This is a genomic window from Pseudomonas sp. NPDC089406 (genome assembly GCF_044900265.1).
GTDB lineage: Bacteria > Pseudomonadota > Gammaproteobacteria > Pseudomonadales > Pseudomonadaceae > Aquipseudomonas > Aquipseudomonas fakonensis.
In genome coordinates this window covers 67,722-84,138 of sequence record NZ_JBJDNC010000027.1, presented here as the reverse complement: position 1 = coordinate 84,138, position 16,417 = coordinate 67,722, and the positions used below count along the sequence as shown (strand labels likewise).

At 61.1% G+C, this 16,417-nt stretch carries 13 protein-coding genes; all 13 read right to left on the bottom strand.

Going from position 1 to position 16,417, the window contains the following annotated elements; genetic code table 11:
• Window positions 1-52: 52 nt before the first annotated feature.
• The 13 genes from ACI2KK_RS19150 to ACI2KK_RS19090 all read right to left on the bottom strand — a co-directional run bounded on the left by ACI2KK_RS19150 (window position 53) and on the right by ACI2KK_RS19090 (window position 16,416).
• Complete coding sequence (locus tag ACI2KK_RS19150; RefSeq protein ID WP_404670130.1) at window positions 53-910, bottom strand: dTDP-4-dehydrorhamnose reductase family protein; 858 nt, start codon at window positions 908-910, stop codon at window positions 53-55.
• 26 nt (window positions 911-936) lie between these two features.
• Window positions 937-2,406, bottom strand: coding sequence for an oligosaccharide flippase family protein (locus tag ACI2KK_RS19145; RefSeq protein ID WP_404670129.1), 1,470 nt, complete (start codon window positions 2,404-2,406; stop codon window positions 937-939).
• Between the two features lie 8 nt (window positions 2,407-2,414).
• Window positions 2,415-3,752 carry a hypothetical protein gene (locus tag ACI2KK_RS19140; RefSeq protein ID WP_404670128.1) on the bottom strand — a complete coding sequence of 446 codons (1,338 nt, stop codon included), beginning with the start codon at window positions 3,750-3,752 and terminating at the stop codon, window positions 2,415-2,417.
• 78 nt (window positions 3,753-3,830) lie between these two features.
• On the bottom strand, window positions 3,831-5,036 hold the full coding sequence (locus ACI2KK_RS19135; protein ID WP_404670140.1) for a glycosyltransferase family 4 protein: 1,206 nt from the start codon (window positions 5,034-5,036) through the stop codon (window positions 3,831-3,833).
• Between the two features lie 7 nt (window positions 5,037-5,043).
• Window positions 5,044-6,162: an NAD(P)/FAD-dependent oxidoreductase gene (locus ACI2KK_RS19130; protein WP_404670127.1), complete on the bottom strand. Its 1,119-nt coding sequence runs from the start codon at window positions 6,160-6,162 to the stop codon at window positions 5,044-5,046.
• The gene (locus tag ACI2KK_RS19125) at window positions 6,159-7,370 is read right to left on the bottom strand and encodes a glycosyltransferase family 4 protein (protein WP_404670126.1); all 1,212 of its coding nucleotides are present in this window, start codon (window positions 7,368-7,370) and stop codon (window positions 6,159-6,161) included. The genes ACI2KK_RS19130 and ACI2KK_RS19125 overlap by 4 nt, the downstream gene beginning before the upstream one ends.
• Window positions 7,367-8,446 carry a non-hydrolyzing UDP-N-acetylglucosamine 2-epimerase gene (gene wecB, locus ACI2KK_RS19120; RefSeq protein WP_404670125.1) on the bottom strand — a complete coding sequence of 360 codons (1,080 nt, stop codon included), beginning with the start codon at window positions 8,444-8,446 and terminating at the stop codon, window positions 7,367-7,369. The genes ACI2KK_RS19125 and wecB overlap by 4 nt, the downstream gene beginning before the upstream one ends.
• Window positions 8,447-8,468: 22 nt before the next feature.
• On the bottom strand, window positions 8,469-9,593 hold the full coding sequence (locus tag ACI2KK_RS19115; protein WP_404670124.1) for a glycosyltransferase: 1,125 nt from the start codon (window positions 9,591-9,593) through the stop codon (window positions 8,469-8,471).
• A 9-nt stretch (window positions 9,594-9,602) separates the two neighbouring features.
• Window positions 9,603-11,489: an asparagine synthase (glutamine-hydrolyzing) gene (asnB, locus tag ACI2KK_RS19110; RefSeq protein WP_404670123.1), complete on the bottom strand. Its 1,887-nt coding sequence runs from the start codon at window positions 11,487-11,489 to the stop codon at window positions 9,603-9,605.
• A gap of 7 nt (window positions 11,490-11,496) precedes the next feature.
• Window positions 11,497-12,630: a glycosyltransferase gene (locus ACI2KK_RS19105; RefSeq protein ID WP_404670122.1), complete on the bottom strand. Its 1,134-nt coding sequence runs from the start codon at window positions 12,628-12,630 to the stop codon at window positions 11,497-11,499.
• A gap of 314 nt (window positions 12,631-12,944) precedes the next feature.
• A complete protein-coding gene (locus tag ACI2KK_RS19100) occupies window positions 12,945-14,111 on the bottom strand; it encodes a glycosyltransferase family 1 protein (protein WP_404670121.1) in 1,167 nt (388 codons plus the stop codon).
• Window positions 14,108-14,983 carry an NAD-dependent epimerase/dehydratase family protein gene (locus ACI2KK_RS19095; RefSeq protein WP_404670120.1) on the bottom strand — a complete coding sequence of 292 codons (876 nt, stop codon included), beginning with the start codon at window positions 14,981-14,983 and terminating at the stop codon, window positions 14,108-14,110. The genes ACI2KK_RS19100 and ACI2KK_RS19095 overlap by 4 nt, the downstream gene beginning before the upstream one ends.
• The gene (locus tag ACI2KK_RS19090) at window positions 14,980-16,416 is read right to left on the bottom strand and encodes a flippase (RefSeq protein ID WP_404670119.1); all 1,437 of its coding nucleotides are present in this window, start codon (window positions 16,414-16,416) and stop codon (window positions 14,980-14,982) included. Before ACI2KK_RS19090 ends, ACI2KK_RS19095 begins: the two co-directional genes overlap by 4 nt.
• Between the last annotated feature and the right edge of the window lies 1 nt (window position 16,417).

The following is a 16,417-nucleotide window of genomic DNA, read 5'->3' as shown; positions in this document are numbered from 1 at the left end:
TGATGCCTGTTGTGCCCGGAGTGTCACTCGCTCCAGGCGCCAACCTTGGATATCAACGCCCGAGATGCATACGTCGGACCAGCTCGGGCCATTCGGGGGCGGCATAGCCGGTTGCCTGGTTAAACCGCGAAGCGTCCAATGAACGGTCGATAACCAGCGAGTCGTCCGGACGGATCTCGATCTGCTTGCCGTACTGGCCAGCGACCTGTTGCAGCAGGTCAAGCTTGGCGATCGGAGCCGCAGCGACATGATACAGGCCGCTGAGCGTCGGGTGCGGTAGCACGAAGTCCTTCATCACCCGCGCCAGTTCGACCGTCGGCAGGCCAGAGAAAATTGCCTTGGCAAAACCGCGCACCGGCCCCTGCTGGGAAAGGAACCAGTCGATCAGGGCATGGCTGGAGCCCAGCTCGTGGCCGATGATCGAGGTACGCAGGGTGATGGCATTGGCCAGATCGTGCAACTCGCCGATGTACTTGGACTTGCCGTAGAGATCTTCGGCATCCGAAGGGTCGCTTTCCAGGTAATTGCCCTTGTGCCCGGCAAACACGCAATCGGTACTCACGTGAATCAGCCGAGCCCCGCTCAGGGCACACAGGCGGGCCAGGCGATGCGGCAGCATGGCGTTGATGGGCAGCGCGGTAAGCGGGTCCTTGGCATCGGCCAGTTGCTTGATCAGGCCCACGCAGTTGATCACCACGTCGGGGCGCACCTTGCCCAGCACCGCAACCAGGGCATCCTGCTCGAGCACATCCACACCGCTGACCAGCCGCGCATGGCTGGCCGGGGCAAAGTGACGCAGGCCGGCCTGGCCGCGCAGGGTGCCCCAGGTTTCATGCGCCGGGTCTGCACTGAACACGCGAAAAACGGCGTTGCCCAGCATGCCGGTCACACCCAGAACCAGAATTTTCATTACTTCCCTCAAAACATGAGGCCGGCTCAACGCCGGCCAGTGAACCGCTTCAGCCGCCCCAATGACTGGGTGGCCAGGTGCAGGGCAAAGTCTCGTTCCTCGGCCTGCATGATCTTCCAACTGAACAGAATGGCCGGCACGATCATCAGCATCGACAGCGAGAACATGCGCTGCTCGTCCCAGCATAGCCACGAAGCAAGAATGATCAGCGCAAGCGCCGCGAACCACTGGCCGACCCGGCGAAGTTCCAGCCGGGCGCCGTGTACCCGCCACAAGCGCAAGCCAAGGAAGATCAGGTACGCGACATAGCCCAGCAGATATGCCACCCCGACCCACTCGATACCGTATGGCAGCATCAGCAGGGCCGAAGACACGAAGATCAGGCTCCAGAGGCCCTCGGCAAGTGCATAGCCCTTCATGTCGGCACGGGCCATCAAGGTCGTGGACATGACCCAGCCCAGCACCCGAACGAAATCACCCAGCAGCACCCAGCGCAGTACCTCCAGCGCTGGCACGAAGGCCTTGCTGAACAGCAGGCTCATCACCAGCGGCTTGAACACCACCAGGCCGACGATAAGCGGCAAGGATAACATCAAAGCGAAATGGAATGCCTTGGACAACGCCGTGTACAGCGCAGCGCCCTTGTCGATCTTGCTCAGCTCGGGCAGCAGGTAACTTTGCAGCGAGGTGAGAAACAATGCCAGGTACATGGCACTGATACTCCAGGCCGCATCGAACTGGCCCGCCCCTTCCAGATCGTACAGATGCACGGCACGTGCACGCACCACCAGCACGCAGCCCATGGTCAGCATCAGCGAGAGCAGCGACGGCAATGCCACACGCAAGAACCGTTTAGTGGCATGCCAACTGGCACCACTCGGCGCAAGCTCGCTGAAACTTGCCAGATAGCCGAGCCTGCGTACATGAATGAAGGCAATTACCAGTGCCGGCACCAACCCTCCGCCAACCAGCAGCACCAGCAGGTTGGGGTAGCCACGGGCGAAGGCCAGACCGGCCGGCAAGGCCACCAGCGCCGCACCCAGGCCGGTCAGCAGGTTGATCATGGCCACCGAGCCGTACTGCATGTCTGCGGTCAGCACGCCCCTGAGGAAGAACAGCAGCGTGCCCAGGGTAACGGGTATGACCAACCAGCGTATTGCCGAAGCATGGTCACCGGCCAATGCCCACTGCGCGATCAGGTCGGCACTTGCCAGTACGATGCCCCCCACCAGCAGGCTCATGACCAGGAACACGTACAGGGTGGAGAGGAAAAACCGCTGCCGCTCCTCCCCGGTGCGGCTGCTCAGCCCCTGCACAACCGCATTCTGCCCGCCGACCGAGCCAACCGAAGACAGCATCTGCTGCAACTGGCGCAATACCGAATACAGCCCGACACCCGCCGGCCCGCCGAGGACAGCAAGGAATTTGACGGCCATGGCACCGAACAACAGGCCGAAGAACTGCCCACTGGCGGTCTTGAATGTGGAAATTGCCATACCCGGTTTCATCGGGCGAACTCCTTGTCCCCAGCAGCCCGATTGTCCGGATCGCCCAGCAGCAATGAAAGAAGCACGTAAATGAACAACCCGCCGCTCAACAACGTTGCCGTCAGCGAACTGACCGAGGCGATGATGAAACAGACGCTACTCGACACGATAAGCACCCGGCTGCCCGAAGTGAAGATGCAGGCCGCACAGAAAGTGAAAATCAGGCAATAAACCAACGCCCCCAACCAGCCAAAAGCGAGCTTGGCATCGACGAAGAACACTGTGTTCGAGGCCCCTTCGCCCCCGGGGGAAGCGCCGTACTCGAAGACATAAACCATTTTTTCCAAGTGCATCTTCGGCTCGCCGTACAAACGGTGCACGAAATTGATGGAACGGCCATTGGTGGTGCTCCCTTCCATGACGATACGCTGGAACTCCAACCAGTCGTAAGCGGTGATGTAGGGTACCCAGCCTATTCGGTTCAACAACAACGTCAACCTGCCCTCATGCGAATCCATGACGAACCGGTAACCGCCCTCGCCATAACGCTCGTGCAGGTAATACGGCAGCAACGAACGCGACCCCGGGGCCATGGCTCGATCGATCGGCATGCCGGGTGGCAGCTTCATGTTCGGGTCTTTGTGCACGGCAGGCACGGGGGCGCCCGCAGCGACGGGCGCCGCAGCACCACCCATGGCCAGGAAGGACGCCAGCATGATGCTTGCAATCAGCAACGCCAGGATGCCGGCCAACCGGCCCCAGCACCTGCCCACGGCGAAATGGAGCACCAGCGGCAACAGCACGAAGATCGGGCCTGCCTTTTCCATGGAAAGCAAGGACAGCAAAAGCAGCACGAACATCAGCCCATACCTGAAGCGCGTACGGGTAATGAAAGCCGCCGCCAGTATCAACGGCACGACCGCACGGCCGAGGATGAACACCGCGTAACGCAACAGGCTTTCCTCACCTTTGAGCCCGGCCAGGTACTGGCTACGCGCATGGGCAATGTCCAGCAGGCTGCCGCCCTTGAGCGCAACCAGCAATGGCACATCGGGCGCCAACCAGGACGCATAGGCCAAAACCAACCCATACAACAGCAGGCCGACGTACGCCATGACAGTCCAATGCGAAGTGGACAACCGCCCGGCTAGCGCGAGCCATTGCACCAAATTTCGATACAATCGGGCAAAAAAAGGAAAGCTGAACCAATAGGTCACAGAGAAAAGCAACAACAAAATGAGAAAGCCCCGCGAACTTTCATCTTGAAAAAGAAACTGCCCAATACAAGCAGCGGGTAAATAAATCAGTAAAATCACGACGAGCGGAAACGCTCGGACCTGCCATGCGACATCCATAAAAGTAGAACTCTCCGCCTGCTGACGCCGGCCTATTCCTGAAGAACGCTACTTTTCGGAATACGGCATGAGGATGCGTTAAATAATCTGAGTGAGTTTTTGAACCTGGGCTTGCATTTCAAAATGTTGGTCGAAGTAGTACCGGCCGGCCTGCCCCATGCGCTCGCGCTGCGCTGCATCCATGCCTTTGAACCGGCGCAGGTTGCTCACCAGTGCGTCCACCTGCTCGGCCGGAGATGACAGGCCAGCCCCCGCCTCCATCACAACCCTGGCGCCCTCGCCGTTGAGACTGGCCGCGATCGGTCGGCCAGCTGCCAGGTATGCCTGGATTTTGCTCGGCACGGTCTGGGCAAAGATCTGCTGGTCGCTGAGCGAGACGAGCAAGACGTCGGAACGCTCGAAAATTGCCGGCATCGCCTCCATCGGAAAACGCCCGGGCAGCACCAGGTTGTCCAACTGCAGTGCCTGCTTCTGCGCCTGCAGCCATGCCAGCCGGCTGCCACTGCCCACCAGCACAAGGCGCAGACCTGCCTCGTCGCGCAACTGCCGGGCCGCCTCCACCAGGGTATCCAGCGCCTGGGCGGTACCCAGGTTGCCAGCAAAGACCACGCAGAAGTGGTTGTCCAATACATCGACCAGCGTCTCGGGCAGAGCCGGCGCCTGCGTTGTGCCGCGCGAATCCATCGAGTTGGGGAAGTAGATGATCTTGCTGCGCTCGGCATAGCGCGCCACCGGCTCCTCGAAGGCCCGTGACTGCACCAGCAGGGTGTCACAGCAGCGATAGATGCCACGCACCAGCCAGCCGACTGCGCGCAGCGCATGCCGATTACGCACGAAGCCGGTTGCGGCCAGGCTTTCCGGCCACAGGTCCTGAACCCACAAGGACAGCCTGGCGCCTTTGATCCACTTCAGGGCGATGGCAGGTATGGCCTGCAGGATGGGCGACGGGGCAAACACCAGAATGGCGTCGAACTGCCGTTTGCGCAGCAGCCAAGGCAGGCAGAACAGGCCCGCCAGAACGAATGACAGGTAGTTGAGCACGAGGTTTTTCGCACCTCCCGCACCGCGCGGCCACAAAGGGACGCGCACCACATCGATACGGTCGAGGTAGCGCTCACGCTGGGTGCCTTTGGCGCGGTAGCCTTCAAAGATATTGCCGTCCGGGTAGTTGGGCTTACCAGTGGCCACGACCACTTCATGCCCCTGCTCGTCCAACGTGCGCACAATATCGTTGATGATGAAACTTTCGGGCCAGAAGTACTGTGACAGAACGAGAATCTTCATGGTTGACTCAGGTGGTTCGTTCAAGAAGCCGCAAGACATGCAAGGCAATGGCAAGGCTTGCGGTAAGCCCGGGTGACTCGATCCCGTACAGATTGACGAGACCGGGTAAACCGTGGGCTTCAGGCCCTTGGATATTGAAGTCTGCGGCAGGTTGCCCGGGGAGCGAGAGTTTAGGTCTAATTCCGCTATAACCGACAGTCAGTCTTTGCCCATCAATTGCAGGGAAATATCTCCTAATGGCGTGGGAAAAATCCTCACGCAGCGATTCATCCACCCGGTAATCGAGTGTTTCGGTCCAGGCGACATCCGGGCCGAAGCGCACCTGCCCGCCCAGATCGAGGGTGGCATGAACCCCCAGGCCTGCGGTGTTGGCCTCAGGCATCGGGTACACCAGATGGCTGAACGGCGAACGCCCGCTGTAGCCAAAGTAGCGCCCCTGGCACCAATGGGTGGCAGGGACATGGCCAGGGGCCAGCCCCTCTACCCGAGCGGCCAACTGGCTGGCGAACAGCCCTGCGGCGTTGATCACCGTTCGAGCGCGAATGCTGAAGCGCTCCGCGCAACTCACCCCTTCGACTTCCCAGCCCTGTGCACCAGGCGCCAGGCGCTCGACCCGGGTATCCAGCGCCAGATCGGCGCCATGGCGTTGCGCTTCGGCCAGCAGCGATTCCATGTAGCCATGGCTGTCGATGATGCCGGTCTGCGGCGAAAACAACGCCGCCACCCCGGCAACGGCCGGCTCCAGCTCGCGCAGACGTGCCTGGGACACTACCTCGAGGCTGTCCACGCCCGAATGTCGGGCATTCGACTCGAGCGCCTCCAGCGCCGGGACTTCAGCCTGGGTGACGGCCACCAGCAACTTGCCGATGCGTCGATGGTTGACGCCATGGGCCTGGCACCAGGCGTACAGCAGGTCGCGCCCCTCCACGCACAGGCGCGCCTTGAGCGACCCTGGCGGGTAATAGATACCGGCGTGAATTACCTCGGAGTTACGGCTGGAGGTGTGCTCGCCGATCCGGCGCTCCTGCTCCACCAGCATGACGCTGTTGCCAGCACGGGCCATCTGCGCGGCGCAGGCCAGGCCAATCACCCCGGCCCCGATGATCAGGCAATCGATATCGCTCATTGGCCACCGCTCGCTGGCAGGTGAGCCAACAGCCGCTGATAGACCTCATGCATGAGGCTGGCGTTGCTGGCAATGGCAAAGTTCTGCTCGGCCCAGGCCCGGGCCTGTTCGCCCAGTTGCAGGCGCAGGCCTTGGTCCTCGGCCAGGCGCTGCAGGGCATCGGCCAGCAGCTGCGGGTCCGGCCGCGGGATCGCAAGGCCGGTGACCTCATGGATGATCGCATCAGGCACCGGGTCCTTGACGGCCACCACACTGGGGATCGAATAGAACGCGGCCTCGAACACCGGCCGACCGGCCGCATCCAGGTGCGAGGGGAAGCACAGCACATCCAGTTGCGGGTAGAGCGTGCGCACATCCCCGACGAACCCAAGCAAGCTGACCTGGCCGTGCAGCCCGTGTTCGGCAATCAGGCGCTCGAGGTCGGCCCGCACATCGCGGGCAAAACCCAGCTTACCCAGCACCCAGGCCTTCAGGCCCGACAACTGCCGGGCATTTTCGCCGGCAATCAGGCAATGCACCGCGACACCCCGGGCCTTGAGGATACGCATGGCCTCAACCAGCTCGTAAATGCCCTTGAGGGCGATCAACACCCCCAGGAAGCCGACCTTGACCACAGCCTGCGGCGGGCGCCCCGTGCGCGATGGCGGGGTGTCGATGCCTAGCCCGTTGTGCACGATGTGCACCTCAAGCATCGGGTCCAGGGTCTTCCTTACCGTGTGATCAATGGCCACCACTGCATCGGCGTGCCTGCCCAGCCAGCGATTGACCAGGCGAGTGCGTACCCCGCTTCCCGGGCTGCGCTGCAGCGAGCGCACATGCACCACCATCGGGATGTGCAGCAGCCACTTGGCCAGCAGGCCCAACGGCAGCAGGGTAATCTCGTTCACATGCAAGAGGTCGAAGCGCTCCCCGCGCAAGCGCCAGATCGCCGCCACGCTGAACGGCAGCAACAGCAGCTCGCGCAGCAGGATGATCCAGCGCAGCCGACGATAGTGGCCATAACGGGTGTTGTCGAACTGGCTCAACCCGCGCACCGGCCTGACCTCCATGCCGGCATCGCTGAAGGCCTCGCACACCGGGCCGCGCGGGGTCAGCACGGTAGCGCTGACGCCCTCGCGGCGCAGGCAGGCAAAAAGTTCGATGAGGCTTTTGGAGGCGCCGCCAAAGGCAGCGGCCGGGTGCAGGTAAAGAATGCGCACGGCGCTCATTGCCCCCTGCGCAGGGTCAAAATCGCCTCGATGACGGCCTGGGAGGCCTGGCCTGTTCCATAAGGCTGGCGATCTTCGGCACCTTTGCCGTAGGCAACGTCAAACGCCTTGAGGAAGTCCTCGCCCATGGGGGGGGCCAGGCGGTTCCAGCCCATATCAAGCAATTCCAGCCACTCGGTTTCATCGCGCAAGGTAAGGCATGGCACGCGATGGAAGTAGGCTTCCTTCTGCACGCCGCCGGAGTCCGTGACAATCAAGGCTGCGTGCTTCTCGAGCATGACCATGTCGATATAGCCCAACGGCTCGACGATATTCACATTGGCAGGCAGGCTGATGGCCATCTCGGTCATACGCTTGCGCGTTCTGGGGTGCAGCGGCAGCACCACCGCCACCGGCGCCCTGCCCAGGCCCTCGAAGATCCGTTGCAGGCGCACCGGGTCATCGGTGTTCTCCTGGCGGTGAATGGTTGCCAGCCAGTAGGCCGACGGGGCCAGTTGCAACTGCTCAAGAATCGAACTGGATTGCTCGGCAGCCGCTCCGAAATGCAGCGCGGCGTCATACATGACGTCACCGACGTTCATCACATGAGGCCCGTTGATGCCTTCGGCGGCCAGGTTGAGGATGCCCTGTTCGTTGGGCGTCAGCAGCAGGCTGCTGACATGGTCGGTCAAACGCCGGTTGATTTCTTCAGGCATGCGCATGTTGAACGAACGAAGCCCCGCCTCCACATGCACGACCGGAACGTGCAACTTGGATGCCGCAAGCGCCCCGGCCAGAGTCGAATCGGTATCGCCGTAGACCAGCACCGCGTCAGGGCGCTGCTCCAGCAGCACCGCCTCGATCGCCTCGAGCATGCGCCCGGTGTTCTGCCCGTGGGTACCGCCACCTACGCCCAGATGGTAGGCAGGCCGGGGTATTTGCAACTCCTGGAAGAACACGTCGGACATGTTGGCATCGAAGTGCTGCCCGGTGTGGATCATGACTTCACAGCAGTCCTGGCGCCCGGCCAATGCCCTCGAGACCGCAGCAGCCTTGATGAACTGTGGGCGCGCGCCCACAACAGTGATGATCTTCATTATTTGGTCTCGGATCTGTCGGTCAAAGCAGCCGTTCAAGCGTCGACACCAGCAGCGCACCGTCATGTGCGTAGCTGAGTTCATGGGCGGCGGCGTGCGCGGCCTGCTTGAAGGCCATGATGTCTTCGGTGCTCAGCGCATTCAGCGCCTGCGCCAGGGCCTGCGGCTCGAACGACGGCGCCACTACCCCAAGCCTGTGCCTGTCGAGCAGGTTGGCCATTTCCGGCGAGGGGCCGATGGCGATGCCCAGGCGCGCCTGAACGAATTCGAAGAACTTGTTCGGTAGCGCGTGCTGGTAGTTGAAGTTAACCGGCGGCAGCAGGAACACACCAAGGTCGTGGTCGTTCAGCGCTGCGCAGATTTCCGGCATCGGCACCGGGTCGAGAAAGCGGATGCGCGGTTCGTCGCGTACCCGGGCCTTCAGCTCCTCGAGGTAACGCCCGTCGCTGGCGACCAGCATGAAGTCCAGGGTGAAACGCGGGTCAAGGAAGGCCAGCATGTCGATCATCACTTCCAGGTGGCGGGAGCGAATCGCCGCACCATGGTGAATCAGGCGAATGCGCCCGGCCTGCACCGGCCGGGGCTGTAGCGCCTGCAGCACCGGTGCGTTGTGGATCACCGTCGAGGGCACGCCGTAGACGTTCCGATACTCGTCGGCGATGCCCTGGCAAACCGTCGTCATGCACGCGGCGCGCGGCAAGTAACGCCGGCACAGGTAATCGGCATGGGGGCCGAACAGGCGCCGCCACAGCCACTTGTCCTCGAACTCACGCGGCGAATACTCATGCGAATCGATCATCACCGGCGCCTCGCCGGCCAGGCGCAGCGCCAGCGGCAGGCTCGAAACGTCATTGCCGATCACAAGGTCGAACGTGCGGCCGGCCAAGCGCTGCAGGCAAGCCTGTACCTGCTGCTGGTTCCAGTAATAATGCTCGTGCAAGCCGGCCAGCAACTTGAACGCCCAGAATGACTTGACCAGCAGGCTGCGTGGCTGGCGCTCAAGCGCGATGAACTCCACCTGCGCGTCCGGCGTTGGCCCGTAACCGGCCACCGTGACGCGGTACTTGCCCTCCAGCAGGCGGACCTGACGCATCACCCGCGGATCGCTGTGGATCATCGAGAACGAGACGATCAATATGCTTTTCAAGCCTCGGCCTCACTCCAAAAAGTGGTTATGCCAGCGGCAGAAGTTGATCCAGCGCCACACCTGCCAGGAGAACGGTTTCTTCCCGGCCATGATCAGCTCGAACTCACGCAGCGCCTCGGCCTGGTTGAAGAATGGCAAGTGAAGATCATGCTTGAGCCAACCGCGAATGGTATCGACCATCGACGCCAGCAGCGCCTGTTCCGGGGTGGCAAAACCGATCTTGTCGCGCCGGTCCAGCACGTCATCCGGCACGATGCCGCGCATGGCCGCGCGGAACACCGACTTGGTTTCGCCCTTGGGCGAAATCAGGTAGGACTCGGGCAACGACAGCAGCAGATCGACCAGGCCCAGGGTCAGGAACGGCACCCGGCTTTCGACGGAGAAGCGCATGGAGTTGCGGTCCCCGTGCCTGAGCAGCGCAGGCAGGCCGCGCCGGGTCAGCGACAAGCCGAGCTCGGCGGCGAGCCTGCGGCCCGACTCGGTGATATCGGCACGCTGGTGCGGGAATTCCTGGATGATGCCACGCTCGATCAGCGGCTCACGGTTGATCCACTCGGGTGTCCTGCGCATACCGTTGAGCGACCTGAGCGCCTGGTACAGCGAGCCCTGGGTCATTTCCGCGACACAGCGTTTGGCCCCGCCCATGCGGTCACGCCCCGGCCACTGCGCCCACTCGTTGAGGAACGACCAAGCCTGCCCCACACGCCCCTTTTCCAGCAGGCTGCGCAGGCGTTGCCCGGGGTAGCCGCTGTAGCCTGCGAGCATTTCGTCCGCACCCTGGCCGTCCAAGGTGACGGTAACGCCGTTTTCACGGGCCAGCTGGAATACCCGGTATTGGGCGTAGATGCTGGTGCTGCCGAACGGCTCGCCCTGGGCCAGGATCATCGAGTCCAGGTCCCTGACCAGGTCCTCGGCACTGACCACCACCTTGTGCGGGCGCGCATTGACATGTTCATTGACCCGGTCCACCCAGACTTCTTCGCTGACATCGCTATCGCGGGCAATGTAACTGAAGGTGTGGATCGGCAGGTCAGGTTCGACATGGCGCATGGCACAGACCACGGCGGAGGAGTCGATGCCCCCGGATAGCGCCGCGCCCAGGGCGACGTCGCTGCGCAAGTGCAGGCGGATGTTGTCGAGGAAACGCTCGCGCACCAGTTCGGCGGCGTCGTCGAAGCTGAGGTCGGTGCGCTCCTTGATGGAAGGTTTCCACCAGGCCCGCGGCTCGGACACCGCGCCCTGGCACAGGTCGACCTGCATCACATGGCCGGGCGCCAGTTGCTTGACCCCGTCGAAGAAGGTCGCGGGGCAGCTGTCGTAGTCACCGTGTACCAGGTAGTCGTAGGCGCGCTGCCAGTCCAACTGCATGGCCGATGCCTTGAGCGCCTTGATCGCACCGACTTCGGAGGCGAACATGAACTGCCCATCCTCGACGGTGTGGAACAGTGGCTTGATGCCGAAGGCATCGCGCACGCAGGTCAGGGTGGCGTGCTGCTGGTCCAGCAAGACAAAGGCGAACATCCCGATCAGGCGCGGCAAGGCCTGCTCGCCCCAGGCTTCCCAAGCCGCAAGCAGCACTTCGGTGTCCGAATCGGTGCTGAACACCCGGCCGGCAGCGGCAAGTTCGCTGCGCAGTTCGCGGTAATTGTAGATCTCGCCGTTGAACACCAGCACATAGCGACCATCGCCGGTCTTCATCGGCTGATGGCCACCGGACGACAAGTCGATGATCGAAAGCCGGGTGTGTCCTAAAGCGACATTGGCCGACGCACAGGGAAACGTCTCGACGCCCCGGTCATCAGGCCCGCGAAAGCGCAGTTGTTCAAGTGCACGCTCGACCCGAGCGTGGGGAACTTGCGCTCCTGCGAACCACGCCCCTCCTAAAATCCCACACATAGTTCAATTAACCCATTGCAGCGTCGATGCGACGCTGGAAATCGTGATAGATAGCCCCGGACGAGTAGGTGCTGGCCGCCTCGTGGGATGCCTGTTTCATCGACTCGATCTTGGCGGCATCCAGCCCCTGCAAAACGCGTGCAAGTGCAGCGGGTGTAAAGTCTTCGGAAACCACGCCAATGCCCGTCGCATTGACCAGGGCCGCCATTTCATGATTCGGCGAAATGGCCAGTGCCAGGCGTGCCTGCATGTATTCGAACAGCTTGTTGGGCAGTGCGAACTGGCAGTTGATCGCCTCATCGGCCAGCAAGTAGATGCCCACATCGTATTGCTCATTCAATGTCTGGGCGATAAGCGGCATCGGAACCGGGTCCCTGAAACGGATACGGCTGCTTTGGTATTGCTGCTTGAGGCTGTCCAGATAAGCCTGGTTGGTGCCCATCAACATGAAATCGAGGGTGAACCTGTCGTCCAGCATCAGTACCGCCTGCGCCATCAGCTCCAGTTGGCGGGTGGGGTCGGCGACACCGTGGTGGACCAGCCGAATGTGCTCACCCACCGGCCGCGGTTGCGCCTCGATGTACTGCGGGCAGTTCATGACCACGCTGGGGCGCTCGCTGAGAAACTCACGCTGGTACAGCCCAGCAATAGAGTCGCAGACCGTAACCACATGGGCGGCCCGGGGCAGGAATCGCCGGCAAAGGTAGGTGGGGTAGCCACGCCAGAAGTACTTCCACTTCCAGCCGGCTACCTGCTCGCCAGGTGCATATTCATGCATGTCGACGATCACCGGCACCGTGTCACCCGCCAGGGCGAAGGCCACCGGCAATGATGACGCATCGTTGGCGATGATCAGGTCGAACGCCTGCCCCTTCAGCAACTCGACTGCCGCGCGCTTGTCGTCATCCAGCCAATACACAGGGGAATAGGCCCGCAACAGCAGACTGGCGGCCTTGAGTGCCTTTTTCACATAGCTGGACGGGGCAGGTTGCGGAACCTGAACATGTTCGTCACCGTAACCGGGCGCGGCGCCATAACCTGCGGTGACCACGTGATACTTGCCCGCCAGTGCCGAGGCGTGACGACGCACGCGCGGGTCGATGAGCAGTGTTGAAAAGCTCAACAATAAAATACGTTGCATTGCTGCCTGCCAATTTCAGATAGATGCTACAGACCACTCAGTACGTTCCACGGAGCGTGATCATTCCAGTGACGCCCTCAATCCGTGAGCATCTTCTCGATTCAGCCGCGCACTATACCCGATCCGCTTGCTTCACACAGTAAGGGATCCATGAGCAATAGCTGGGCCTACCGCTCGGCAAAGCGCCTTGGCCACGAACGCCTGCGGGGAATTGAACGCCCACGATATCGTCGGCCTTAAGGCCTTTATCAACGGAAAATCGCTCGATACAACGGCGAAAAAGCTGCCCTCGCAGAACACGAGAGCAGGCATTGTCAGTGTCTGCCACCAACCTTGGAGGTGCGCATGGCAGCTTCGTAGTCTTCGCTGATCAACCGCGCAATTCGCGCAGGATCATGCCACTTTTCAACAAAGGCGCGGCTTCTGGTCGCCAGGTCCACCAGGCGTTCGCGGGGCATCGTCAGCACTTCGCGCAGCCGCTCCTTGACGTTGAACGGGTCGACATTGATGAATGGAAGTTCCTCACGCATTTGATCGGGAATGAACGTCAGATCCTCTTCGCGTACATACACCAGCACGGGCTTGCCCAACGCCATGAGTTCCACCGCCAGCCCGCCATACCAGCCGGCGAAAAGTTGGTCGATGAGCACATCAGCCTGCTCGTAGCGCTTCCTGGCTTCGGCCTGGGGCAGGCCCTCGACCAGCGTCAATTCAAAATGCAGCCCCTCCTGCTCCAGCGCTTGCAGTGCTTCCAGGATCAAGTCGGTGCCCTTGACCCGGCGGTGGGTGGGTGCATGCACGATGCGCAAGGGGCGGTCGGCCAGAAGCCCCTCGCAGGAGAATCGCCATTGATCGAAGCGCACGTGGGAATACGGAACGAACTTTGCCGAAGGCGGCAATACGTTCATCAGGTCCGGGTTGAGCGCATAGACCTGTTCACAATGACGCGCAAGGTACTTGATGTTGTGCCGCTTGAACGCATCCGAGGCATCCGAGTAGTAGGAAGCGTCCACTTGTGTGGCGATGCTCACCGCGTAGTGCTGACGGCAATAATCGCCTTGCCGCGCATCATCGCCCTGGTAGGTGAGGAACAACTTCTTGCGAAACAGCTTGAACAGTGACACTTCAAAATACTGCAGCCCACGCAGATAGGCCGAGTATACGAAACGTTTGAGTGAGGACACGCCCTTGCCGGGTGCTGGCCATTCGATGATATTGGCCGTGGCGATGGTGGTGCCGGCGTTGTAGTGAATGATGTCGTATTTGAAGAGGCACTCGAAGATAAACGCCAGCCGTTTGAATTCGCATTGCAAAAAGCGTGCGCCTGCTGGCACCAGCACGCGATCGACCTCATACGCCAGGTAGTTCTGCGAGATGATGCAACATTCACTTTGAATACCCTGTGCACGCAGTGCCCTGCTCAACGCAGGCGGGTTGCCACCGACCGCAGTCGGGGCGTGTATTACTTTGAAACTCTTCATGGAATTAGGTCTTTCAATCCCTGTTCAATACCAACTTCTGGGCTCCAGCCCAGCGCCTGCAAGGCATCGATGTTGGCAACCAGGCGCCCGGCCTCGGCATCAACGCGTTCGAACACCGGTTCCTTGCCAAGCATCGCCCCAATGCAACGGCACAAGGCACCGATGGATACTTCCTGGCTACCCGCTACATTGAACGTGGCGCTGCCTTCGGCCTGCAGAATTTTATCCAGCGCATGGACCGCATCAGAAACATGGACCGGATTGATCACCAGGCCATCTTCACCCTGCAACTGAACCGCGCGGCCCGCCGCCACGTTGTCTACCAGGCGCGGCAGCAGCATCGAACGACGCTGCTGCGCCCCATAGATGAAAAAGAAACGCAGGACTGCCACATCCATGATCGAGGAATAATTTTGCGCCAGCACCTCACCACACAATTTGCTGGCCAGGTAATAACCCAGTTCGCCATGGGAGCTGATGGGCGAATTTTCATGCACGACCGGCTGGCCACTCTGGTAAACGCCGCCCGACGAGGCATATATGAACTTCTGGCAGTTGGCCAGACGGGCGTAGTCCAGCAACTTGGCCAGTGCCGCGACGTTGACGTTGAATACATCCAGCGCCTGCGCCGGGAAATCGCGGAATTTCGAAGACTGTGCCAAGTGCAACACGGCATCGACTTGGGGCGGAAGCGTCGACACGTCGAACGCGGTACAAAGGTCGAGCACATGGTAGGTCACGCCCTCGACCGGCTCGGTGACAGGGCTGTGAACTACCGCGTGGACTTCATGTTGCTGGTTGAAGAATCGGATGGCCTGCGAACCGAGCAAGCCGGCCGCCCCTGTAATCAGGATACGTAGCTGCTTTTTCATGAGAGCACTTTTTTGAGGGGCAGAACGAAAGCGCCAATACCGCAAAATACGGCGAGCGCGAAACATTTCAGAATGATAACGGAAAACGCCAGCTCAGTCTGGCGGGCCAGCAGGGCAACACCGAACAGCCCCATCACGGCCACCCCCGCTGTGAGCAGTCGCCCCCAGGAAATGTCCAAAGGGTGCAGATACTGGGTAAATGCAAGATAGGTAGCGGTCATGAACAGGTAGGTGACGGCCGTTGCCCAGGCCGCGCCCAGTGCACCGAATAGCGGTATCAACCAGAGGTTGAGCAGCACGTTGACCGCCACCGCACACCAGGAAATCTTGGCGATCAGATGGCTTTTGCGCTCGATCGAGATGCCGACAGCAGTCACCTGCTGGGTCGCTTGCAAAACCACCCCCAGGCACAAAGGGATGAGTACCGCAGCACTGCCTTGATACTCCTCAGGCAACAGCAAGGCGATGCCTTCACCCGAAAACAGTGCGACGCCTCCACCAACCAAGGCCATCGCCATGAACAGGGCAAGCAGCACAGTGGCGAAGATACGTCGATACCCCTCCGGGTTTTCCGTACGAATTTTCATTGCCACAGGGCTCCACGCCTGCCCGAAGGCCATGGAGACGAACAGGACGACTGACGAGAAGCGAAATGCGACCGAGTAGATACCCACCTCCTCTACCGAGGACATGGAAGCCAGCATCCAACGATCGATTGCCCCGAATATCCAATAGGCGAAGGCCGCAAAGATGAACGGGTAGCCGAAGGCAACCAGAGTCTTTACCCAGGCCAGGCTGACGCCCAGCACAAGGTCCTTGGAGATCAGCGCCAAGGCAAGCGGAAGCACCAGCACCGCAACCAGCGCCTGAGCGCCGAGGATGCCATCCAGCCGGGCGCCCATCTGGATGACCAGCCAGGCGGCAAGCAGCAAACCGCTGACCCGAGACAAGATGGACAAGGCAAAGAACCGCCAGGGCCGAAAATGCAGGCGCAGGACATCCAGGGCAAACTGAATCCATTGCGAGACCGCCATGAACACCAGGGCAAACAGCAGCACACGGCCATCGAACGACTGACCTTCCCAACCGACCACGGCACCATACGACACCACCGCTGCAGCACCGAGCAGCATCACAACGAGACCCGCCACCACCTGTACCAGCAAGGCACTGGACACGATCACCGGACGCGACGACTCGGGGGTATCCTTGTCCCAGTAAAAACGTTGCACCGCGTTGTTCAGCCCGACGTTGACGATGACACCCAGCAGCCCGATGATCGTGAAGATAAGCTCCATGGCGCCGAATTCAGTGACGCTGATATAGCGCGCCATCAGCGGGAAAAAGATAAAACTGAGCAACTTCGAGAAGAAGTCAGCACCGCCATAGATGGCGGAGTCTTTCAACAACTTGCGCCAGATCGAAACACTCATA